This is a genomic window from Clostridium pasteurianum, from assembly GCF_001705235.1.
Taxonomy (GTDB): domain Bacteria; phylum Bacillota; class Clostridia; order Clostridiales; family Clostridiaceae; genus Clostridium_S; species Clostridium_S pasteurianum_A.
Map to the genome: position 1 here is coordinate 621,377 of NZ_MCGV01000001.1, position 21,531 is coordinate 642,907.

26 protein-coding genes are annotated in these 21,531 nt (G+C 31.5%); all 26 read right to left on the reverse strand.

Translation table 11 applies throughout. The features are described 5' to 3' along the window. Positions 1-4 precede the first annotated feature (4 nt). The 26 genes from BEE63_RS02825 to BEE63_RS02950 all read right to left on the reverse strand — a co-directional run bounded on the left by BEE63_RS02825 (position 5) and on the right by BEE63_RS02950 (position 21,520). Positions 5-988, reverse strand: coding sequence for a hypothetical protein (locus BEE63_RS02825; RefSeq protein WP_066019942.1), 984 nt, complete (start codon positions 986-988; stop codon positions 5-7). Between the two features lie 4 nt (positions 989-992). Beyond that, positions 993-1,250, reverse strand: a complete 258-nt coding sequence (locus tag BEE63_RS02830; protein ID WP_066019943.1) for a hypothetical protein — start codon at positions 1,248-1,250, stop codon at positions 993-995. Positions 1,251-1,254: 4 nt separating this feature from the next. Further along, positions 1,255-3,345, reverse strand: a complete 2,091-nt coding sequence (locus BEE63_RS02835; RefSeq protein WP_066019944.1) for a hypothetical protein — start codon at positions 3,343-3,345, stop codon at positions 1,255-1,257. A 15-nt stretch (positions 3,346-3,360) separates the two neighbouring features. Next, the gene (locus BEE63_RS02840; protein ID WP_066019945.1) at positions 3,361-4,599 is read right to left on the reverse strand and encodes a hypothetical protein; all 1,239 of its coding nucleotides are present in this window, start codon (positions 4,597-4,599) and stop codon (positions 3,361-3,363) included. Between the two features lie 91 nt (positions 4,600-4,690). Next, a complete protein-coding gene (locus BEE63_RS02845) occupies positions 4,691-5,707 on the reverse strand; it encodes a hypothetical protein (protein ID WP_066019946.1) in 1,017 nt (338 codons plus the stop codon). Continuing rightward, a complete protein-coding gene (locus tag BEE63_RS02850) occupies positions 5,707-6,267 on the reverse strand; it encodes a hypothetical protein (RefSeq protein WP_066019947.1) in 561 nt (186 codons plus the stop codon). Before BEE63_RS02850 ends, BEE63_RS02845 begins: the two co-directional genes overlap by 1 nt. 11 nt (positions 6,268-6,278) lie before the next feature. Then, a complete protein-coding gene (locus BEE63_RS02855; protein ID WP_081312448.1) occupies positions 6,279-6,635 on the reverse strand; it encodes a hypothetical protein in 357 nt (118 codons plus the stop codon). Further along, entirely contained in the window at positions 6,628-8,166 is a 1,539-nt protein-coding gene (locus BEE63_RS02860; RefSeq protein ID WP_066019948.1) for a hypothetical protein, read from the reverse strand. The genes BEE63_RS02855 and BEE63_RS02860 overlap by 8 nt, the downstream gene beginning before the upstream one ends. 1 nt (position 8,167) lies before the next feature. Further along, complete coding sequence (locus tag BEE63_RS02865) at positions 8,168-8,551, reverse strand: hypothetical protein (RefSeq protein WP_066019949.1); 384 nt, start codon at positions 8,549-8,551, stop codon at positions 8,168-8,170. An 11-nt stretch (positions 8,552-8,562) separates the two neighbouring features. Then, positions 8,563-10,221 (reverse strand): phage tail protein, encoded by a 1,659-nt coding sequence (locus BEE63_RS02870; protein WP_139111552.1) that lies wholly within the window; start codon positions 10,219-10,221, stop codon positions 8,563-8,565. A gap of 186 nt (positions 10,222-10,407) precedes the next feature. Further along, positions 10,408-10,863 (reverse strand): hypothetical protein, encoded by a 456-nt coding sequence (locus BEE63_RS02880; protein ID WP_066019952.1) that lies wholly within the window; start codon positions 10,861-10,863, stop codon positions 10,408-10,410. A gap of 15 nt (positions 10,864-10,878) precedes the next feature. Then, positions 10,879-11,766 carry a hypothetical protein gene (locus BEE63_RS02885; protein ID WP_081312449.1) on the reverse strand — a complete coding sequence of 296 codons (888 nt, stop codon included), beginning with the start codon at positions 11,764-11,766 and terminating at the stop codon, positions 10,879-10,881. A 4-nt stretch (positions 11,767-11,770) separates the two neighbouring features. Next, the gene (locus tag BEE63_RS02890) at positions 11,771-12,139 is read right to left on the reverse strand and encodes a hypothetical protein (protein ID WP_066019953.1); all 369 of its coding nucleotides are present in this window, start codon (positions 12,137-12,139) and stop codon (positions 11,771-11,773) included. A 32-nt stretch (positions 12,140-12,171) separates the two neighbouring features. Next, positions 12,172-12,597, reverse strand: coding sequence for a hypothetical protein (locus BEE63_RS02895; protein ID WP_066019954.1), 426 nt, complete (start codon positions 12,595-12,597; stop codon positions 12,172-12,174). A 7-nt stretch (positions 12,598-12,604) separates the two neighbouring features. Then, on the reverse strand, positions 12,605-12,973 hold the full coding sequence (locus tag BEE63_RS02900; protein ID WP_066019955.1) for a hypothetical protein: 369 nt from the start codon (positions 12,971-12,973) through the stop codon (positions 12,605-12,607). Continuing rightward, positions 12,970-13,242: a hypothetical protein gene (locus tag BEE63_RS02905; protein WP_066019956.1), complete on the reverse strand. Its 273-nt coding sequence runs from the start codon at positions 13,240-13,242 to the stop codon at positions 12,970-12,972. The genes BEE63_RS02900 and BEE63_RS02905 overlap by 4 nt, the downstream gene beginning before the upstream one ends. 50 nt (positions 13,243-13,292) lie before the next feature. Next, the gene (locus BEE63_RS02910; RefSeq protein ID WP_066019957.1) at positions 13,293-14,333 is read right to left on the reverse strand and encodes a major capsid protein; all 1,041 of its coding nucleotides are present in this window, start codon (positions 14,331-14,333) and stop codon (positions 13,293-13,295) included. A gap of 17 nt (positions 14,334-14,350) precedes the next feature. After that, positions 14,351-14,683, reverse strand: coding sequence for a hypothetical protein (locus tag BEE63_RS02915; protein ID WP_066019958.1), 333 nt, complete (start codon positions 14,681-14,683; stop codon positions 14,351-14,353). 12 nt (positions 14,684-14,695) lie between these two features. Then, on the reverse strand, positions 14,696-15,307 hold the full coding sequence (locus BEE63_RS02920; RefSeq protein ID WP_066019959.1) for a phage scaffolding protein: 612 nt from the start codon (positions 15,305-15,307) through the stop codon (positions 14,696-14,698). 113 nt (positions 15,308-15,420) lie between these two features. After that, complete coding sequence (locus BEE63_RS02925; RefSeq protein ID WP_066019960.1) at positions 15,421-16,893, reverse strand: phage portal protein; 1,473 nt, start codon at positions 16,891-16,893, stop codon at positions 15,421-15,423. Between the two features lie 37 nt (positions 16,894-16,930). Beyond that, positions 16,931-18,262, reverse strand: coding sequence for a PBSX family phage terminase large subunit (locus tag BEE63_RS02930; RefSeq protein WP_066019961.1), 1,332 nt, complete (start codon positions 18,260-18,262; stop codon positions 16,931-16,933). Beyond that, positions 18,240-19,133: a terminase small subunit gene (locus tag BEE63_RS02935; protein WP_066019962.1), complete on the reverse strand. Its 894-nt coding sequence runs from the start codon at positions 19,131-19,133 to the stop codon at positions 18,240-18,242. The genes BEE63_RS02930 and BEE63_RS02935 overlap by 23 nt, the downstream gene beginning before the upstream one ends. 357 nt (positions 19,134-19,490) lie before the next feature. Continuing rightward, positions 19,491-20,033: a hypothetical protein gene (locus BEE63_RS02940; RefSeq protein ID WP_242874657.1), complete on the reverse strand. Its 543-nt coding sequence runs from the start codon at positions 20,031-20,033 to the stop codon at positions 19,491-19,493. 17 nt (positions 20,034-20,050) lie between these two features. Then, positions 20,051-20,395: a hypothetical protein gene (locus BEE63_RS02945; protein WP_066019963.1), complete on the reverse strand. Its 345-nt coding sequence runs from the start codon at positions 20,393-20,395 to the stop codon at positions 20,051-20,053. Between the two features lie 77 nt (positions 20,396-20,472). Then, on the reverse strand, positions 20,473-20,643 hold the full coding sequence (locus tag BEE63_RS21540; RefSeq protein ID WP_157797089.1) for a hypothetical protein: 171 nt from the start codon (positions 20,641-20,643) through the stop codon (positions 20,473-20,475). A gap of 46 nt (positions 20,644-20,689) precedes the next feature. Then, positions 20,690-21,520 carry a hypothetical protein gene (locus BEE63_RS02950; protein WP_066019964.1) on the reverse strand — a complete coding sequence of 277 codons (831 nt, stop codon included), beginning with the start codon at positions 21,518-21,520 and terminating at the stop codon, positions 20,690-20,692. Positions 21,521-21,531 lie beyond the last annotated feature (11 nt).

The window sequence follows — 21,531 nt, forward strand, 5'->3', positions numbered from 1 at the left end:
TCACCTACTCTATAATAAGCTGAAAGTTTCTTGCCGTGTAGTTGTAGTTATCTATTAATTTTGTTATTTTAATATATATATCAATGCTTTCATTAGGTTGTATATTATTTATAGTAATTGTATCTAAAAATATAGCCTTATCTAAACTAAGTTGTATTAAATCATTACCATAATTATCTATTCCTACTTTTATATCTGAATATGCAGAAGATCCTATATTAGTGATTGAAATTTTTTCATATAATGAATCTAACATTTCTGGGTTAGACACAACCTTACCTTTATATATCACTTCTAAATCGTATTTACTAAAGCAATACACATCTCCATACTGTAAATTAATAATATCAGTTGTATAAATAACTACTTTTGAAGAATCTAAAAAACTTAGTTTCCCCTGCATGCAACTATCCAAATATATTTGAACTTGCATAGAATCATCAAAAATTTCTCTCTTTATTTCATTGCCATCTTTATCTTGAAGTACTGCCGTAGTTCCTTTGGGAAAATTAAAAATTGTCACATAAGGATTTTTATACACATTATAATCTTGTAATACAAAATCTTTAGCTCCTTGCTTTTTAAATCCCTGCCTTGTAATTTTGTCTGGTAACTTTACTCCATTGCAGTTTGTCCATGATATTCCATCATCACTGCTATAGACCTGAATATATCCCTCCTGAACAAGCAGCTTCCAATATGACTCTTCGCCATCTTTATCATCTATTATTCCGTAAATGCCATTGTCAGTTCCTACATAGCACTCATTAAAATCATTATCTTCATACTCTCCCCAATTTTGCTTCTTGATTTCAATAACAAACTCATCAAAATTAAACTTTCTTTCAATGTTTGTATTAGAAATAAGGGATACAGTGTTATTTACTGTATCCCTTTTAACATTTGCACTTCCTAAAAAATCCGTAAAATCAGAGGTCAAATAGAAATTGCCATCAATTTTTCCATCTTCAATCTTTAATAACTTCATTAGACTATTCCCTAGGCTGCATTAAATAATCATATGGTACAAATTCAACGACCTCTATATTGGCAGTTCCAACTCCCTGTGCTATAAGTAATTTTGCCTGTTCAAGCATATTTTCATAACAATTTGTAGAATATGAATTTATTGCTTTACCAGTAGTATCTGTTATAAAACCATAGTTTAGTGCAACTAAGTTATTATTTTGTATTATTCCCCATTCCTTTTGGCGGGGATTTTTAAAATTTATTGTACTTGGTATTGTCATAATATCACTCCTTAATATAATAATGTCTTTTACCTTTATTTTTATCTAAAGCTTTTATTAAATCGTCATTTTGAGCCATTCTATTGAAATTTCTTTCTATACTCATGGCTTTTGGGTTTCTCCATATTGGTACAATATTAAAATGGTGCTGTTTTAAATAATCAATTAAATTTGCAATAAGTACACCTACAGCCTGTAATCCATTATCCAAATCTAAAAAATACACCTTTTCAGCTTCCCACCTAATCCACCTATAGGCTCTATAATAATCCTTATTAGGTTTAGAACTCTCTAAATTGTACCAGTCATATAAGATCTCCATAATAAACTGTATGCTTTCTTTCCCCGTAACACATAACCATGCTTGTACATTATCATGCCATAATTCTAATAAAATATTTACCAAATCCAGCATAATTTCAATGCTTATAGGATATTCATGAAGACCATAATCAGAACCCCACGGAATAGGGTGGTCTATAAATCTTAAATATTCGTAATCATGATTATATAGCTGATCTCCTGAATATTCATAATCTACATCCGGAATTATTATGCTATCCTTTGGCTCTAAAGAATTAAGCCACCACCAGCGTCTTACAACATCTATATATTTGCTGCTGTTTTCTACATATATGTCCTTATTAGCTGACTGCCTTTCAATATATTTATGCTCTTTTTTATCCAGCTTTCCTACGCTGCTGCTCACATATTTTTCATATGATTTATCTATATTAAACATCCTTAAGAGCATTAGTTCTTTTTCAATCTTCTTATCAATAATACATTGGCTAGTATTATTAACGAAGATTCCACCAATTTTAAATATTTTTACTTTTGTTTCTCTAAATATAGAAAATTCTCTGCTCTTATATGCCTTTATTATTTTTTCTTTAAACATATCTATTTCGCTGCTCTTAGACATATTTATTATTTTTTCTTTAAGCATATTATCAATCTTGTTGCCCTTAAGTAGCCTTTTCTGTGCATTTCTCCTTAACAATATCTTTGAATGTTTGAACGCAGTTTTAATGCCTATCCTATCTGTATATTTTTCATATGATTTATAAATATTATTGAAAAATCCCCTATGCATTAATTGAGATCTTAAAGAATTATCTATACATTTAAGTGCTACCCTATATAAATAATTTTCATTTGATTTTGTAAAATCTTTTAAATTGTTCTTATAAACCGGAGACATACCTCTAAATTTATCTATATTCCTTAAGGCAACTTTCTCGTAAAAGCGATAAGTATTAATATCCATAAACTTTAAGCATACTCTATCTAACGCTATTTTATTTGCCTCATACATATTTCTTTCATTGACTTCAAGTGGCTTTTGTAACAGGATTTTATCTATATTTTTAAGTACACTCCTGTCCAAAAATATATTTTGAAATTTATTTAAGAAAGATACATTTAACCTATTCATATAAAAAGGAGATATGCTTTTATCAAACTCCCTTAACTTAGAATAGGCTATTTCCTTATAGATTTTAATATTTATAAGTTTCAATTCCGCATTACTTAATTCAAAAGATTTTTCAATATTTATAAGCTTAATTTCTGCTCTACCTAGTTCAAAATATTTTTTAATATTTATAAGCCTGTTTTCTGCCTCATTTAATTCAAAAGATTTTTCAATGTTTATTGCTTTAATCCTAGTACCATCTAAATTTATGCCTTTTATTTCTTCTATTAGAATATTATTTTGTTCTAAAATTTTATCAATATTTTTTGATATCTTTTTATTTAAAGATTCTAACTCTTTATTTAGATGCTTAGTAACCGTCTTATATTTATTGTCAAATAGCTCTCTACCATGAATTTTTGCCATGTTTTTAATATAAATTTTAAACATTTTGCTGTTGCTCTTATATATTTCTTTTCTATTTTCATTATAAAAGAGTTTTGTTCCTTGATATTTCGATAAATTTTCAGTAGTATCATATTCAAATACTGCACTCGAAACATCAGATGTATACTTAAAATTTCCAAGAGGTGTTAAGTAACCTTTATAATTAAAAACATTTTGAGTATTGTCCCTTACATATTCAAAATCGCATAAGGGAACTGCATGTAAGGGCATATAATCACTTCCCTATTAGTTAGTAGCTTGATAGCATCTTATTGCAATACAATAGTTTACATTTGCACTGTTATTCAAGAAATTAAATGGTGCTGTAATCTTAAATTTCTTGTAGTTTTCCTCATTATCAGTTCCTTTTCTGTATACTAATTTATCGCTATCATCAATTCCACAAGAATCTCCTGCAAGAATATTTTGCATTTTTCCTCTCTCCATATCTATTGGATGAACTAATGTTATATCACTAAATTGATGCTTCTTAAGATTCCATCTTGAACCTTCTACATTGCACTTGTCCATGAAAGGATTAGTACTATAAAAAGCTGGGTAATGAGGCTGATATGGCATTCCTATTTTATTTGCTATCATTGCAACATCTGTAACCCCTGTAGCTGTCCTAACTCCATATGGATTACTGTAATTAGGTTCAACATCACTAGATACTGTAATACCAAAGTTGTATTGGTCATCTGTATACGCTGAATCTTCAACTGGTTTTAGTGCGCCAATATATGCATATGATGTCAAATAGTTATCATATGGTGCAACATCTGCTGATGGATCACCACGCAGCACAAGATTTATGCTATCCTTTGTCATTGATATCCAAAATTGCACTGGAAGATAATCTTTTATTTCAGGCTGCAACTTCTTATACCATGCTAGTCTATAATTGTACTCACTTTGTATATCCTTACTTACATCAATATCAGTACCATCAGAATTAAGTGATGTAGCAATTTGAAGTCTTATGTTATTTAAAGATTGACCACCACACTTAGCACTTACATAAGAGCTAAATGTTCCGTTCTTACTCATCATTTCTAAAACCTGTGCATCTGTTCTAGTATAATAAGCGGTATAACCGCTGTCATTTGTTACTGAATATGAATGCAAGCTTGAAAATTCTTGAATTGCTTTTTTCTCTGCATCAGTTAAATCTACTGCTAATCTATCTATTTTTAAATAAAAAGGATGATCTTTATAATAAAGTGTTTCACATCCTAATATGCACATATCATTTTGAGAGTTTAATGTATATACAGTCTGGACTTTATCTGTTGTACTCTTATCTGTTATCAAATCTATTGTAGTTGATGCCCCTGATGAACCAATTTTATCTAAAGTTGTCGGATAAACTAAATTCCATTTATAAGTACCCGCATTCTGAGTTATTTCTTCTGCAAGCGTTTTGACTAAATCCTTTACGCTCGCACTTCCTTCATTGTAATAAAAATCTTCTATAATAGCCATTTAATTGCCTCCTAAATTTATATATATCTTGGTACGCTGTCTCCATCCGCCATTGCGAATCCTCCAATATAGCAAGATTAGCATAAATCTTTTAAATATTATTTACCTTTTGAAGCATATCCGTTATGCTTTTCGTTTTTAAATCTATTTTACATACGCTATATGTTGCTGATACTTCTGCAGCAACTTCTATGCTATATTCTTTTACTAGCACAATTCCGTATGATTTATTAAAATATACCTTTACACTCACCGGTTTACTTAATTGCTTACCATTATAGTTTCTAATATAAATATATAAAGTGTCATTATTGTACCCTTTAACTGAAAGTATCTCTGGATTACAATTATCCATATGAGTTATATAATCCCAGTTTAAATAAAAATTATCTTCTTTTTCATTACCAAAATAAACATGTTTCTTACCTATAACACCATGTAAATCCATATCACATGGAGTATTTTCCTCCCACTGCATACGAACTGCTACATCCCAATCATTAGATATGTCTGATATGTCTGGATTGGTTGGTGCTGGGGGACTAATTGTTTTCCTTTGACCTTGTATATACTCTAAATCAACTAGAACCTGCCTGCTATTGCCACTTTTACTGTGAAAAATAAAAGAAACAGGAGTATCAGCATCAACTTTATAATAAGTGTTAAAGTGCTTATGCTCTCCTATTTCTTTTGTGAATGCATTGTATATTATTTCTGATTTATCTATTTTAAGGCTGTATGTATCTTCCTTTTTCCAACCTGTTTCATTTAAATGAAGTCCAGTTAAAAACACATCTTTATCAAATGTGAAATCAACTTTATAATCATTTCTAATTGCAGGTATATTAAGTACAGCCCCTTCAATTTGCTGTGTTCCATCATATTTATATAATATAAATTGATCTATTTCATTTTTTATATCTTTGTATTTTACATCAGGCATTAGACTTTCTATATATCCCAGTATATCGCTTATGCCATCCGTATCAAGCTGGGGATAGCTCGTAATCATATTCTTATAAACATCTTTTAAAAGTAATTCTCTAAGTCTCTGTTCAAGTTCGTAAAAATTTACTATATATCTTGGTACACTGTCTATATCCGCCATTACGAATTCTCCAATATAGCAAAATCAGCCCAGAGGGTACGTGCAGAACCGCTTTTATTGGTATATGTTAACTTAATTACATCCCCTGTGTTTACCTTATAAAAGCTCTCAAAATGCTTATTTTCACCATATTCCTTGGTAGTAACATTTTTAAAAAGTGATGTACTTCCTACATCTAAATCCCAGGTATCTTGATAATTCCATGCACTAAGTGAATATGTTATATCTGTAAGTTTACCACCTGAAGGTGCTGAAAAACTTATTGAATATTGACCGGTACTTGCAGGAATTTGTAATGTTTGCCCATAAATTCTCTGTACCCCAATTATACCTGCTGCACTTTCTAATGTATCTATTTTAACCCCCAAATCATTAAGTGCAGTAATTAAGTCACTGTAATTTACGCCTTGTATCTTATCTGATATATCTTTTAAAAGACTTTCAATATTAGATGTTGAAAATGACATATTCGGAATATCAACTTTAATTCCATTTTGTAAATAATCTTTTATTGCATCTGCTAACTCGTCAAAATTTATAACATATGAGGGTAGTCCCATTTTAACACCTTCTATTCATAGTCAATTTTAGTAACCTTGCCAGTGCTATCCCTATATAAGACAATACTGCCGACACCATCAGGTGTAGTTTCCTTTATAGAAATAACCATTCCACTGCCATCTCTTACTATATCTTGCTTCCATTCACAATCACCATTAAACCCTGTGCCATATTGAAGCTCTATAACTTTATTATTATTATCACGTACTATCTTACATGGATATTCAGTAGGGTCATACGCTGGAATTCTAGAGGGTGAGGGAATGGTTCTAGTCGCTCCAATTGCTCCACTTATTTGCATTTTATTAACAAGCCTACTAAATACTAATTTAACTGGTTTTGTAAAGTCTCTATAATAATCAGTCACAATCCTTCAGCTCCTTTAATCTCCATACCGTTATACCCGGTGGCTTTTGAATTCCTTTTACCCAATATCTATGTGCTCTCATAGCTTGAGGAGTATTATTTTTTAATATAGATCCCCAAACCTCCCATACCATTCCATTACCCACGTACCATCCCATCTCATGAAGGTCATGATTCCACGTAACAATATCTCCAGGCTTCAAATCTGCTTCATCAACTTTTATACACCAATCATTTTCTATTGTCTCTTGACTTGTAGTTAATGTATCTGGACTTTTCATTCCCAAATCAATGAGTACATGAGTAATAAGTGCCTCATCTACCATTCCCCACTCACCTGACCTAAGGTACGCACCTGGCTCAAATAGTGTTCCTCCATAACTTTCAACTTGCTTAACGATTTGATCCCTAATGTTACCACATTCTAACATTTGGCCTAAATATATAACATATGGTTTTAATGTTGCATCCTGAATCTCTAATGTATCAGTATATCCTGTGCTATCATTAAACTGCGTTGTTAACCCAATTACTAAATAATTACTTGCATCATCATCATAAGATATTTTGCCTATTTGTCCAATATCCATTGAAGTATTTCCATATGCAGTTACTGCATCACCTGATGTACTTTCTCTCCACATTTCCATGTATTTAGTATATGCAATGTTACAATAAGTCTGCTGATCTAATGCATATTTAGAATTCACTTTCAAGCAGCTGTCCCACTGATTAAGATAATCATACATATTCTTATCTCTAAACATTTTACCTTTACTTATACCAGAAGAATCATCAGAATTATATACCCAAATTGATGGATAAAGCTCAGATGTTTGAACTTTCCTATCACCACTTGTTACATGATCTACATCATTATAATCAAAATCAAGCACTGATGGTATTGTACCATCATATAAAGGTATTATTTCAACTGTTCCATCTTTAGTACAAATTAGTTGTGCACCTAAAGAATCACATATTTCTGAAATCATATCATATGCAATTGTGCCGCAGTCAAATGTTACTTCACTTATTGTATAGTCTTTAGCTTTTACTCTATCATCTATATTAATGGGTACATTGACCATTCCGCCTGCCGTTATAATTGCCTCTATTGCTCCCATACTAGAGTGCTTTAATTCTGGTCTAGGGAATAGATTAATTCCCCTTTTTAGTAAACAAGAAACATCATGTACAGTACCAACCGCTGTTTTATCATCTGCTTTTGTAGAATAATCCGTCAAAAAGCCAGTAAATTCAACTACTCCATTAATCAGTAATTGAATTCTATCCATGTTGTCTATTAAATGATGTAGTCCATCAGTATCTCCAACACCCCCTGCTGGATTTGGCTTAAACATATGATCGATATTGTTAAAGGTTATTTCAAGTTCATTTATATTTGTACCATATCTTCTACTGATCCTAAAGTCTATCACATAATCGCTTAAATCATCAAAATAACTATTTAATTCATGATTAGAATCATGTTTAGCCCACTTTCTAAGTTGAAACGTAGGATTTTCCATATTACCACCCCGCTGTACCTGCATTACAAGGACATATCATTTCTACTGGAATATAATATATGTCCCCTTCAATTGGATTTTTAACTTGCCAGTCTCCCTGCATATATCCTGTATAGTTGTAACCCCATTCATCTATAAAAGTAAATTCCTTATAAAAGCTCGCCATAAAATTTTTATAGTCTGTAATATTACCATCTTCTATATTAAAAACTACTGTGAAATCAATTAGACAATCAGTTCCACCTACCTGTTGAAATTTACTGTGTCCATTAAGTGTTTTATTTGCTATTCTTTTTATGCTAGGTTTAGGGGGCGTATAGTCTGTAATAGTGCAATTTACTTTTGTGCCTTCACACAATAATTGTGGTTCATTGTAATCTGCCATATAAACACCTCCTATAGTCTAAATGCATCTTTTAAGAACATGTCTGCAACAGTATTTTTAAGTGATTTTGTTGTCATATCCTTTAAGGCAGTTGTTAACTGCTGCGTACCTTTATCTCCCGTATCAGCCACAGTAACATACATATTTATGGTTGGTTTAAATTCCATATGCTTTTGATTATTATTTAAATTACTTGTACTAGCATGAGATCCATTAGCAGCATTACCGCTTCCTAAAACAGCATCGTCTAATCCTTTAAAGTCAGGCTTTACCTTTCCAATGTTTTTTATTCCATTAGCCATAGTTGCCATTCTTTCCTGTATAGGCGACTGCATTTTGTCAATACCCTCAATATATCCTTGCCCTGTATAAACTCCATAACTAGCAAATACAGTTGATGGAGAATGTATACCCAATATTGATTTAAGAGTATCCTTGATTTTTCCTCCAACACTTTTCATCTTGTTAACAAGTGCTCCCGCTCCGCTTGCTATTCCATTAATTAATCCATCTATTATATTTTTTCCTATATGAGATAAATTTATATTTTTTAAGAATCCTATTACGCTGTTCCAACCTGATTTAAATGCATTTTGCCACCATTTGAATACGCTATCTAGATATTTTCCTAAATCTGATGCTGCCTTGCTAAGTGCATCCCAATGCTTTACTACTTCATAAACTATCAATCCTAATGCAGCTATTATAGCAACTGCTATTAAAACTGGTGGACTAATAATTCCAGGCAACGCATTAAAAACTGCTCCTACAATTGAACCAAATGTTTTAACATCTTTTCCATCTTTAAAAAGATGCTCGCCTAACTTTTTTAAGATTTTAATAACTTTTTCTATTGCCTCTACCACTGTATTAAAAGTTTCAACTTTTTCTTTTATTTCATCAAATATATCTTTTTTTCCTGTTTCAGCAATAGCACTTTTTATTGATTTCGCTGATTTTACTATTACATTGCACACATTTTGACATGATACACTACAACTGTTAAACCCAACGGACAACTTATCTAGTTTCTGTAAAATTTGTTCCAATACTGAAAGAATATTAAGCATAACTCCCTGAAGACTTGTAATACCAGATCTTATTGAAGCTGCACTTTGCGAAATCATACCAGTAATATATCCAACTTGACTGCCTGCTGTTGATATAATTTTATTAAATACTGCTGCCATTCCATTGGTTGCATTTACTAAATCCATTTCCTTTGCTATTACTATATTTAACATAGGCGGTATAACTTGCATTGACCCATTTAATTTCAATACTTCAGTAGATAAATTCCTCATACCACTAGAAGCTTCAATCCCAGCTGAATTTATACTAATTCCAAAATTAAGTGCCAATCCACTTAGTTTATTAAAATCAGCTTCAATTGTTCCATCAATTGATTGCAACCTCGATATTTGTTCATCAATATTAGCACTAATTTCTGTAGCAGTTCTTCTAACCTCTCCTAATACAAGTGTTAAAGCATTAGCTGCTGAACTTCCCACATTTGTCATGGATTCATTAAAACTTTGCACTCTAGCTTCAGCGCTATCATTTAAATCCATAAACTGCTTCATCTGTTCTCCCGCGCTGCTTAATCCAAGTGTAAATTTAGAAGTGTCTAATTCCATAAAAGCAACTACAGATCCTGCATTAATCACCATATCACCTCCTAGCTTACGCCCTAAATTTAGTAGGCTTTATTATGTTTAGTCATCCATTCTATTGTAGATTTATTATCTATATTATTATTTTCTATTCCATCATTCCATTTAGGGGTTTTTGGATTTTCAGCGCTGAGCTCAGAAAAAATGTAATTACAAGCTTCATCGAAGCAAAAAGCTGTATAATCATTTTTTATATTTAAGATTTTGCTTGGCCTTACTCGATACATTTTTGCCATCGCTATTATTGAGACTATCCTTTGTGATTGTACGAAAGGATTTGAGGCCATCAACTCCCTGTTGGCTATATGCCCACAATTCAAACTGTTGACTATCAGTCAATTCTAGTCCTATTTCTCTGAGCTCCTTTACGCTTGGCTCAACTAAAGTATTCTCGCAAATTATATCAATTAACTTACCGTACTCTTTTAAATCAATTTGATCTGCATTATCTTGATAAAATAATCTTCTTGCTACTCCTAAAAGTTGATTAGGTATTTTTCCACTTTGGCATAATCCTAAAATAGAAAGCCTTTTTACTTTTACGCAAAAAGGCTTGTCACCTGAAAAAGGACTTAATTCTATAACTTCTGTAGCCATATTTTTCAATTCGTCTATACTTGTTACCTTTAACTCGCTCATCTAAAATTCCTCCTATTATAATGTAGTAGTAAATACTGTTGAAACAGGTGTAGTCTTATCTGAACTACCTACTTTTCTAATTGCGGCAGCAACTGCTGAATAAGTAACTCCATTTTCTATTGAAGTAGGTACAAAAGTTACTATTTTTCCTGTAGAATCAACAGTTACATTACCTGCAACTATTGAACCATCTGAAAGCCTAGTTATTTTAAAATTATTAACTGTTATATCATCATTATCAACTGCACTTAAATATGTCCATGTAACTTTATAATCTGTACCAATACTTACACCTGGAGTGCTGCCACTAGCTGTTGTTGGTGTTGGAATATTAGGTATTGGTGTATTTCCTCCTGCTTGACCATTAGGTAAACTACTAAGGAAACTAATATAAACTGGATTCTCACCTCTCTTAGGTCTACTAGTTGATTCAAATTGTGGAACATAAAATTTTCCGTCTTGTAATTTAAAATCCACTGGCTTTCCTTTATTATGCTTAAAGCTAAAGCAAGCATATTGAATAGTAGAGGAATCATAATCCTTTTCTTCTGAATACAAATTCAAAGTAAATGGAACCTTTTCAACAACTTTTCCCATCTCAGGACCCTCATACACAGAATCTACTAAAGTTCCACCATCTATTAAACTCATTAATTTAGGTGAAAAAACATTATCCTTTAATTTTATAGTGTATCCAATACATATATCCTCTGTTCTGTTCATTGCTACAATTCTATTTCTAACCCTTAATATATCCTCTTTGCCTTTGGATAAATCAGGTTTAGCATCTGCACTAGATGCTGTATCAAAATAGAATTTTTCACCTGTGACTTCATTTATGATTTCAGCCAACGCTATATTAGCAATTGGCAAGTTTTCATTTGATGTAGTTGCATCTGACATTTTATTACCCCCTCAATTTTTGTAATCCCTGATATTCTATGATTTGTGTATACGCATCAATATTGGTATCCACAACTACGCTTGTAATGTTACCTGTAGGTCTTATATACTCTTTTAATTCACTTAAACACAATTGTATATTTTGCGCAAAAGGTTCTAAGTCACTATAATTTGTAGAAGGACAATAAATCAGTATATCTATAGTTTGATAACCAATTTTATTGCATCCTTCAAATCCTGATGTTCCAGTATTTTTTAAGACAACATAAGGTTCCTTGCATTTACCTTGATGTTGTCCTGGACTGTATACATCTATTCCTTTATTTTTTAGAAACAAAAAAACACGTTCCCATACGGTACGTGGTTTATACATATCTTTAATCTCCGAATTTATCACAAAAACACCTACTTTAAAATATTCTCCATGCCGTTAACAAATTCAGGTTCAAATTTTCTAACTGTTGGTCTAAGTATTGCATATTTACCTTCATTAGAAAGCTCTAACTCAGAAAAGGAAGGTCCTACTTCCATGCCTACTCCATCATCTTGTTCACTTTCTTTACGATGAGCCAATTCAAGATAAGGTGAATACTCCATATTTCCTGCAACATAGGCAGCACACTCACTTTCACCTTGCCATTTTGAGCCGCCTTCTATGGTTTGTCTTGCATTACCAGTTCTATCTTTCCAGGGAGCATTCACTTTTGCATAGTTTTCCATTTCTGTTCCTATACTATCGCAGTAACTTGCTACATCCGATTTCATTTCATTATTTACATCGCCTTCTTTAGCAATCTTAAGAAAAAAATCAGTTGCATCAAATTTTAGCATAATAAAATCACTCCATTCTGTTTAGATAAGTATCCCAAACAATATCCGAAATATTCCCTTTATCAATTATTTCATACATTACTTCATCCAAGATAAAACGATCATGCTCTTTTATTTTTTTTACATCATCGTTAACTATTAAAAGTAATCTATCTTCACAGCTTCTTTTTAAACTTGAACTATCATTTATAAAACCGCTTATATAACTAGTACCAGTATGATAATAACCATTTACAGTGCATACTTTAATGTAATCTTGTTTCTCATTAAATACATTATCCTGCTGTCTTAAAATATCTATCTTAACCGTAAATGGCATAACTTTTTTAATTAATTGATTTCTTATTTTCTGTTTTCTATCTTCATTCCAAATCATATTTCATCAGCTCTTCTCATACTTGTACTATATGAACCTGTCTCATATTGTTTTGCAAGTGTTAGCCAGTAGTCTCTATTACTAGACAATTTAATATTTGATAAAGTTAATCCATCATCTGCATTTGCTTTTAGTAAACACCCCTCATAAGATGCTTTCTTAACATCATTATCATTTGTATCTAACAGCATTTGTAAATCATCATCATCAAAATACGGATATTGTTTTTCCTGAAGATTAAATTTTAATATTTCAATATTCGTTGCCATAAAATCACCTTACTTTACAGCTTCCTATAACATACTGCTTTTTTATTCATCTATTTTACAGTTGCAAAGAAGCATTCATCTACCCTATCAAATGAAGGTATTCCTAATTCAGATACTTTAGTTTCAACTGTTACTGGATCTTCCTTTAGCATAGTAGTTATAGCAACACCTGTATTAACTATACTTGTATCTAGCTTTCCTGTACCATAAAGTCTATCTGCTTCTTCTGGAGTAGTTCCATATACAGTACTACCTAAAGCTCCTTCAGGAATTAATGTAACTAAATCATCCTGATAATAATTTTGAATTGCACCACTTTCATCAATGTAATTACCATTCAATATACCAACAGATAAATCTAGTTTACCATTTAAATAATTTATAATATCATTATCTGTTATTATTGTTAAAAGATTAGGATTACGAGCCACTAGTTCACCATTTATTGCTTTATTCTTTTTGATATAACCAAGTACTGTATCTGTAAGCAGAATTCTTGTAGGAGTTCCATATCCATTATTAGTGAGTACTTTTGACCATCTTATTAAATCTCCTACTATATCAGCATCTTCATTATCCCATGTAGCAGTACCTGTTAAAGTTTCCTTGTGCTGAGATGGAACATTATAATCAACTACAATATCACCATCATCTGTTGATATATTAATTTTTCCTGTTTGAAGTGCCTGTGCTCTCATTCTTATCATTTGAACTTCTGCACCATCAACTAAGCTTTTATAATTATCATAAATTTGAGATGTAAGCTGCTCTACTAAATTTTGATTATTTGATTGAATTGCTAGTAAAAGAAATTGTCTTTCCTTTTCTTTAATGAGTACCGATTCTTTAAAGAATGGCATTTCCTTTTTTTCTATGTTTAAACTAGCACTTAATGCTCTGGATTTAACAGCTGTATCAAAGGCACTCATCTTTAAAGCAACTGGCTTTTTCATTGAACCTTTAGCAAGTTCTATTTCAGTTCCAAGTTGTTTTTTAGGTGGGAATAATGTCTTATCTATAGTACTTTGTATAGGTAACTTTTCAATATATAGTGAAATTTGATTTGCATTTATAAAATCTTGTAAATTCATATGTTTTTTCCTCCCGATTATAAGAATTTAATCATATTTAATGCTGCTTTAGCTGTATCTGATGGTGCAACTGGTAATTTAGATGCATCAATAAAACCAAATATTAATACGGCTGCATTTTCTGTACCTGTTGAATTATTAAAATCTACATCCTCATAAACAATACCAAATGCAGTACCATCATTTACGGCCTTTCCAGTAGAATCTACTATAGTACCTGCTTGAAGCACACCATTACTATTTAATGTTGCAGCTGTTTTGGCTACTTTAAGATTTACAGGTAAAAAATATTGATTGTATTTAAGTATGTTAACTTGAGAATCTATAATTTGTGTTGAACTTTGTCTCATGAATCGTTCCTCCTATTTAAAAAATTTATTTTGTTCTTGTACATTTTTCATTGAAATTGCTTTTTGCTTTGCAAGTCTCTCTCCCAAAGAAGTCGCAAGTGGTGTAGTTTTCGTTCCGCCTGTTGCAAAACTTCCAGTACCACCCATTTGTTTTTCAAATAGATAGCCTCTTTCTTTTTTCATATTTGCAATTTGATTATTAATACCTACTAATGTCCCATCCTTGGAGAGTCTTACTTTGTTATAATCAATAAGTTTCATAGCAAGATCTGCATCTCTAACTTTTGAGTCTCTTAATGCACTTTTTACTGCAGACTTAAGTTTAAATTTATTGATTTCAGATTCATAGTTATCCGAAGTTTTTCTGCTTTCCTCTTTTAGCTCTTTGATTTCCTGAGCCAAATTTTCATTATATTTAACCTTATCTTGAAAGTTTTCTAATTGTTTGTTCTTTTCTTCGACCTGCTTTTTATATTCGTTTTTTTCATCTGTAACCTCTTTAAATCTATCTTTAGGAATATAAGCAGAACTATTTACTAAATCAACATCTCTATACTTGTCTCTTACTTCATTTGGAATATCCTTAAAAGCTTCCTCTCCTAAAATTTCAACTAACTTTGGCATTTATAATAATCCTCCCTTTTCTCTAATACGTTTTTTACGTGTTCGGCACGATATAGAGCTATTTAAATTGTTCTTTTACGCCTGCAATTAAAGTAAAAAGGCGATTTTAATTGCTATTGCCCTTTTTTATCATGATTTTCTGCATTAGTAATTTGAGTTATTTCATTTAGTATAAGGCCATATTCTCCATTGGCATCTTCGACTTCGCCATATTTCTTTATATATTCTTTATGGCTCATTACATTATTTTTAACTTCTGCCATTGCCACATTCTTTTTATCTGCATCATCTTCGGGTAGAGGATAATTATGTCCAAATACAATGGAATAGCTTAAACCTAACCAGGATTTTTTAAAGCTACTGTAACTATATTGAGAGGCCTCAACTATAAAATTAATAAGCTGCTTAAATATAGGCTCCCAATCAGTCCATTTTTCTTCACATCTTGCTATTAAGTCATTGTATAAATATTTCATTGCTTTTGCACTTGGAATATTATTTAAATCTTTAATAGTTGGAATATCAAGTGTCTCCCTCATATCCCTATCTAGTCTATCTAAGTATGAATCTACAGCACCTGAACTGCTCACGCTGTACTCTTGTCTAGACATTGTTGCTTGCTTGCCTGCATCAGCTGCTTTATCATCTGTTCTTATAGCATGTATGGCATTTGGAGCTATAACTAAATTATCTACATCTTCTTTTTTACCATCAATAATATTGGTAGCACCAAACATTTCAAACCTTAATGCATCTGCAAAATCTGAATTTTTCTTATTATAAAGTGTTTGAACATCAATCAAGTCTTCAAGATCACTTTCTCCAAAATCATCATTAAGCTCTCCACCATTCTTAATAAGCCAGCATGGAAGAATACTAAAACCTGTATTAGTTGTCACCGTCTCTATAGGTTCTGTTAAATTATCACCATAGTATTTATCTTTTCTATAGAATGCAGTTATAGGATCTGTTTCTTTTTCTCTGCTATAAAAATAAGTGTGAAGATAATAAATTTTCTTTGTGTCATCATCAGTTAATGCATTGTTATCATCTTCCTCAAAAAATACTACTTTTAAAAGCTTTCCATTTTTCTCATCATAATAGAAATTTTCTATATTCTCATATTTTATTTCTATTGGTTTATTAGGATTTGCTTCAACTCTAAGAAGTACTCTTTTTTCAATGGTACTCATTAGAAAAGCTTGCTTGGTGTTTTTCCAAAATTGATTAGCTTCCAATATATCATAAACAAACTTTCTTAGAGCCTCACATTCATTGTCATCCTCTATATTGTCAGCTTTAAATGACATAGTTGGCTCTACCCCAAGCATAAACCTAGCTTGCTTTTTTAATAGAGGCTTAACCTTATTTCTTATATCTTGTGTAGGCGTGTAATCAACATTATCATTGCTTTTCCAGCTCTGACCTAAAAATATATCATCTTGAACCTTGTTTACATTAGGAAACTTACATTTTCCTTTATAAAATAGGTAATATTTAAGGGCTTCCCTACGCTCTATTTTTTCAATTATAGGCAAATTAAATAATGTTTCTCTAATACTTGGTGCTAAATTAATATTTCGCATTAATATTACCTCCCTTCCATATTTCTATAAATTTTTTCTAAAATACTGTGTGCATCTTTATGCTTTTTCCAAATGCACTATTCTTAATTCCTAGTCCCTTGTTATATATAGCATCATTATAAGATTTTTCAGTTATCTTAAGTATTGTATTGACAAAATACCTTACAGCATCCATGGCATGATCCATAACCTTTAGTGGTTTATCTTCCCCACGTTGTACAGCCTTTTCATCCCAAACATATGAAAAAAATTCTTTAAATGTGTTTGTGCAGCAATCATTAAACTTTAATACGCAATCATTTAAAGCACTTCCAACATTTCTTATGCCTTCAAGTACATCATTCTTAGCCTTTCTAACATAAAATTTTCCCTTCTGCCTTATAATGGCTATAAAACTTGCAGCACTTGGATCAATAACTATAGCTTTTATTTTTCTATCTCCAACAAACTTAACCAGGTCATCATAATACTCATTATCAGTTTTTTGTTTACCATTGTCTCTTCCAGAATAGTAATACTCATTAACTAAATACCATTTACCATCACACTGTCCCCATAAAAGGAAAACAGTTGCATTTTGAGTACCATAGTCGCAGCTCACATAAAACTCTTTATATTCTCTCTGTATTGTCTGCGCCTTGTGCTTAACTTCATCAAACATATCATAAATTAATCCCTCAGCTTGTACCCATAAGCCTAATATATAGCGTTTATAGAACACACCACTGAACATACGACTGAATCTCGCCTTGACCTTCCCTGAAAGACTTAAATTATCATCCATATCAAAGTGCATATATAAAATATTCTTTTCTTTTGCTTTATCTATGAACTCAGTTTTAACAAAGTGATATGGACTTCCTGGATTGCAATTTAAAAATATCTTTGCACCATCTACAGAGCAGCGTCCTATCATTTGATCAACAAAATTTTGTGGAAATAGAGCAACCTCGTCACCTAACGCACCAGCAGCAGTTAAGCCTTGTAATTTATCCTGTGAAGCTTCATTACTGGCATCATACATGTAATAAGTATTGTCACCTACTATAATAAAATTCTCTGACCTGTTATACTCATAGTTAAGATTCCATGCTGTGAGTATTTGCTGCATAGGTCCTATAACATTCTTTTTAAGTGCTCCAATGGTTTTACCTGCTAATATGAAATTTTCACCATTAAAATGTTTGAGGGACCATCTTATAAAGCTGCATATCATAGCAATTGTTTTGCCTGACCTTATAGCTCCATCTGCAATAACAATATCTTTGTGAGCAAACGGCGAACCCTTTTCCCAAAAGAACAACAGCTTTTTTTGCTTTAATGAAAATGGCATAAATCTAAAACCTTTAATCTTCTTTTTCTTTCTCATTTTCATCATCCTTAAACAGTTCTTTTATTTCGTTTTCGCCTGGTCTTGTAGCTTCAATAAAGTTCTCAATATCCTCACAGGATTTATCATTGTCATTACCTTTCATGCTGTTAATTTCAGCTTTAATTTTCTCATTGACAAGCTTCTTATATTCAAGTTCAAATTTCACTTTTTCTTCATTAGATAAAAGATTGCTTAGTTTAACTAACATGCTCATTGCTTTTAATTTATCTGGGAGCTTAATTTTAATGCCATATTTACCTTCTGACACTTCTGTTATTAAACTTGTATCGAAATTTGCACTATCCTTTAAATTAACATAGCTATACTCTTTTACTTTTTGTTCCCCAGTACTAGGATCAATGACTGGTATGCCCTCTCCTTTATCATTCTTAGTCCACTGAAGCTCAAACTTCTTTCCAAATTCAAGATAATCCCCTATATCTGAAAAAGCGATATCTTTATACTTCTGTATTAGTCCCTTTTTAAGAAATTCCTCACTCAGCTCAGCATCTAGTAATGCATTTATCTGATGTTTTATCTTTGGATTCTTTAGGGCTCTGCATCCTTTAGCCATTGCAGTTTCGTAAGTGCATTTATAAGCTCTTTGATATGCCTTAGTAGCATTTTGTTTTTTAGCATATATAGCACAAAAAAGCTTTTGTTTATCGGTAAGCTCAGTATTTTTTTTGCTCTTTTTTTGCATTGTTCCATTCAATTTGTATTCCCATTTATCCTTTGCTTTCCATCCTGATATTGTCTTTTCGGAGATTTGAAGTATCCTAGCAATTTCCCTTAATTTTATATTTCCTTTATGCTGCTTATAAATTAAAAATGCCTTATCCCTATTTGGGCTTCTTTGCCTCGGCACATCACATCACCTGCCTAATTAGTTATTTTAAAAATGTAATTTACTTGCCTTATTTTATGTATAATAAAAGCACCAGTATTTCTACTAGTGCCTAACATGTGGTTTAGGATTCGTGCTTATTATATTGTAGAGTTTTCATTACTAATATGGATTAAAACCATAATACTCTATCTCCCGTTCACTTTTGACTGTGTTCACCTTTCCGCCACCACATAAGTTGACTTTTGCCTGTATTTAATTTTCTACAATACTATTATAAGACTTAATTATGTCCTATGATATTCGTTTTTAATTCGCTTTTAATTCATATTTAATTCATAAACTTTTATATATTATTGAACTTCAAAATCATCAATCTTATAAAATGCTTTTACTATCTGTATCGCTATGCCACATTCCCCAATTAGCTATGTTCTCTATAATTCTTTGCTTTTTTCTGTTTACCTGTGATTGAGACATGTGAAGTTCAATTCCTACACGCCATTCTGGTAGTTCTTTTCCATACCTGCTTTTAAGGAATTCAAAATCCTTCTTACATAATTCCCTTATATTATCATCAATAATTACATTATCAGCTTCTATCTCACGTATTTGTTCTTCTGTATCGGCTATTTCTTCAAGTTTTCTTGACTGCTCTTTTAAAAGCTTATCTACTATTCTCACTGCTGTTCTTTCCGCATAACTTTCACTATTAGGGCTTGTCTGTACTTTCTCCTCATAAGTCATTGCTCTAGATTCCTCTGGAATACTTATATCTGTACTTCGTAATTTCTTTTCTATCTGATCTACTTGTTTATCTAATATGTCAACTTTATGTTTGAGACTATTTATTGCCCTATCTTTCTTAAAATAATTATATACTTTACGCTCTGTATTCCTAAATGTTTCTTTATCTATCATAACATCACCCTTTTAAGTTAAGTATTTTTAAGTTCAAACCTTAGCCGCATGAGTATACTTCTTAAAGTTTCAATCTCTAGTCTTAAATTATCTGCTGCACTTATAGCTGTGTAATAAGATGACTCTGCTATATCCCTATTCATCCTAAGTTGTGCTACCACTTCATCTCCGCGGGACAAATCCTGTATTAAAGTAGCCGGATATTTCTGTGATTTTAGCAAAAGTATCCTTTTATTTAATGCCATTCTATAATTTCTTTCTGCTTCTGCCTTTTTTATTCCTAATGTTTTAATTTCTGAATTGCCTCTAGTTAATGCTATTTGTGCAGTTTTTAATTTTCCAATTATCTCTCCTGATGTCATATCACTTTCTCCTTTTCAGTATTCTTACATATATATATATATTCTTAAATTTCACTTTCTTCATAGCATCAATATATTTACCTCCTGCTTGACTTGTAATTTCTATTTCTGGCTTTTATACTACTCTCTATAAGTACCTGCCTTGCTTCCATATTTCCGCGCAGCTTAATTTGCTTAATTTTCTTCCTCCTTTTCTGTATCATCATATATGTCCATAGTCCTAATTCCTTAGGTGTAAGTTTTTCCATATTTTCTCCTTCCAATTGAGTGTCTTTTAATAATGTAAAAGTAAATCTATATCAAAATTTCATCTTCTTCGTTTTGCCATTCTGTTAATTTTTTTTCTAATTCAGCATAATCATATTTTCTCTGACTATAGTTACTAAAATTATCTTGCTTTTCTTTCTTCCTTGAATCCTTCATATTAAGCATCAATCTGTCATAATGTTTTCTTAATTTCTCCGGGCTTAAAATATTCTTATACCAAAATGGATCTTCTTGACACCACTTAATTACTGCTTTTACCTCTTCTATATTCCTCTTATCAATCTCAAGCATATAGTGAAAAGTCTTAGCCCATTTCTCTATATTGGGTTTCCTAGTCTTGTCATTATTACGCTTAATATATTTAAAGAGATATGATGCTAGTCGAAACTCGTTTGAGTTTGGACGATATATATTATCATCGTTATTATCATTATCATCATTATTGTTTGTACGTTTCAGTAATGTTTTCTTGAGGTTTCTGTGATTTATTGGTGACGTTTCAATGTCGCTTTTACTGATGTTCATATCTTGATAAGTGCTGTAATTTACTATACTTATAGTGGTTTTTTTGCTGTCGCTTTTATAGATTATCATTTCATCACAACTTAATAGCTCCAAAAACCTTTTTACTTTTGAATTACTCCAGCCCCATTTTGTGCATAATTTCCGCATAGAGGTTATTAATTCCCCCCTTTTAACTTGAATTAAATTGCTATCAAATAATGTTTTTTTCTCTTGATAGTTGGCTGAAAGGAGAAGGTCAATCCATGCTTGCCCCTTTGAAAAAGGCCTCTCCTGCCACAACCAACTATCTTCAATTTTTCTATATATACTAATCCAGCCTTTACTCTCTCTCATATTTTCACCTA

Bases quoted from the DNA above. Each gene is read 5' to 3' on its own strand.
- BEE63_RS02845 (WP_066019946.1), bottom strand. From the start codon at position 5,707: ATGGCGGATATAGACAGTGTACCAAGATATATAGTAAATTTTTACGAA.
- BEE63_RS02850 (WP_066019947.1), bottom strand. From the start codon at position 6,267: ATGGGACTACCCTCATATGTTATAAATTTTGACGAGTTAGCAGATGCA.
- BEE63_RS21540 (WP_157797089.1), bottom strand. From the start codon at position 20,643: ATGGAAAAACTTACACCTAAGGAATTAGGACTATGGACATATATGATG.
- BEE63_RS02835 (WP_066019944.1), bottom strand. From the start codon at position 3,345: ATGCCCTTACATGCAGTTCCCTTATGCGATTTTGAATATGTAAGGGAC.
- BEE63_RS02880 (WP_066019952.1), bottom strand. From the start codon at position 10,863: ATGAGCGAGTTAAAGGTAACAAGTATAGACGAATTGAAAAATATGGCT.
- BEE63_RS02860 (WP_066019948.1), bottom strand. From the start codon at position 8,166: ATGGAAAATCCTACGTTTCAACTTAGAAAGTGGGCTAAACATGATTCT.
- BEE63_RS02950 (WP_066019964.1), bottom strand. From the start codon at position 21,520: ATGAGAGAGAGTAAAGGCTGGATTAGTATATATAGAAAAATTGAAGAT.
- BEE63_RS02830 (WP_066019943.1), bottom strand. From the start codon at position 1,250: ATGACAATACCAAGTACAATAAATTTTAAAAATCCCCGCCAAAAGGAA.
- BEE63_RS02945 (WP_066019963.1), bottom strand. From the start codon at position 20,395: ATGACATCAGGAGAGATAATTGGAAAATTAAAAACTGCACAAATAGCA.
- BEE63_RS02930 (WP_066019961.1), bottom strand. From the start codon at position 18,262: ATGAGAAAGAAAAAGAAGATTAAAGGTTTTAGATTTATGCCATTTTCA.
- BEE63_RS02900 (WP_066019955.1), bottom strand. From the start codon at position 12,973: ATGATTTGGAATGAAGATAGAAAACAGAAAATAAGAAATCAATTAATT.
- BEE63_RS02825 (WP_066019942.1), bottom strand. From the start codon at position 988: ATGAAGTTATTAAAGATTGAAGATGGAAAAATTGATGGCAATTTCTAT.
- BEE63_RS02910 (WP_066019957.1), bottom strand. From the start codon at position 14,333: ATGAATTTACAAGATTTTATAAATGCAAATCAAATTTCACTATATATT.
- BEE63_RS02895 (WP_066019954.1), bottom strand. From the start codon at position 12,597: ATGCTAAAATTTGATGCAACTGATTTTTTTCTTAAGATTGCTAAAGAA.
- BEE63_RS02940 (WP_242874657.1), bottom strand. From the start codon at position 20,033: ATGATAGATAAAGAAACATTTAGGAATACAGAGCGTAAAGTATATAAT.
- BEE63_RS02890 (WP_066019953.1), bottom strand. From the start codon at position 12,139: ATGTATAAACCACGTACCGTATGGGAACGTGTTTTTTTGTTTCTAAAA.
- BEE63_RS02885 (WP_081312449.1), bottom strand. From the start codon at position 11,766: ATGTCAGATGCAACTACATCAAATGAAAACTTGCCAATTGCTAATATA.
- BEE63_RS02865 (WP_066019949.1), bottom strand. From the start codon at position 8,551: ATGGCAGATTACAATGAACCACAATTATTGTGTGAAGGCACAAAAGTA.
- BEE63_RS02905 (WP_066019956.1), bottom strand. From the start codon at position 13,242: ATGGCAACGAATATTGAAATATTAAAATTTAATCTTCAGGAAAAACAA.
- BEE63_RS02920 (WP_066019959.1), bottom strand. From the start codon at position 15,307: ATGCCAAAGTTAGTTGAAATTTTAGGAGAGGAAGCTTTTAAGGATATT.
- BEE63_RS02870 (WP_139111552.1), bottom strand. From the start codon at position 10,221: ATGGTGATTAATGCAGGATCTGTAGTTGCTTTTATGGAATTAGACACT.
- BEE63_RS02840 (WP_066019945.1), bottom strand. From the start codon at position 4,599: ATGGCTATTATAGAAGATTTTTATTACAATGAAGGAAGTGCGAGCGTA.
- BEE63_RS02925 (WP_066019960.1), bottom strand. From the start codon at position 16,893: ATGCGAAATATTAATTTAGCACCAAGTATTAGAGAAACATTATTTAAT.
- BEE63_RS02915 (WP_066019958.1), bottom strand. From the start codon at position 14,683: ATGAGACAAAGTTCAACACAAATTATAGATTCTCAAGTTAACATACTT.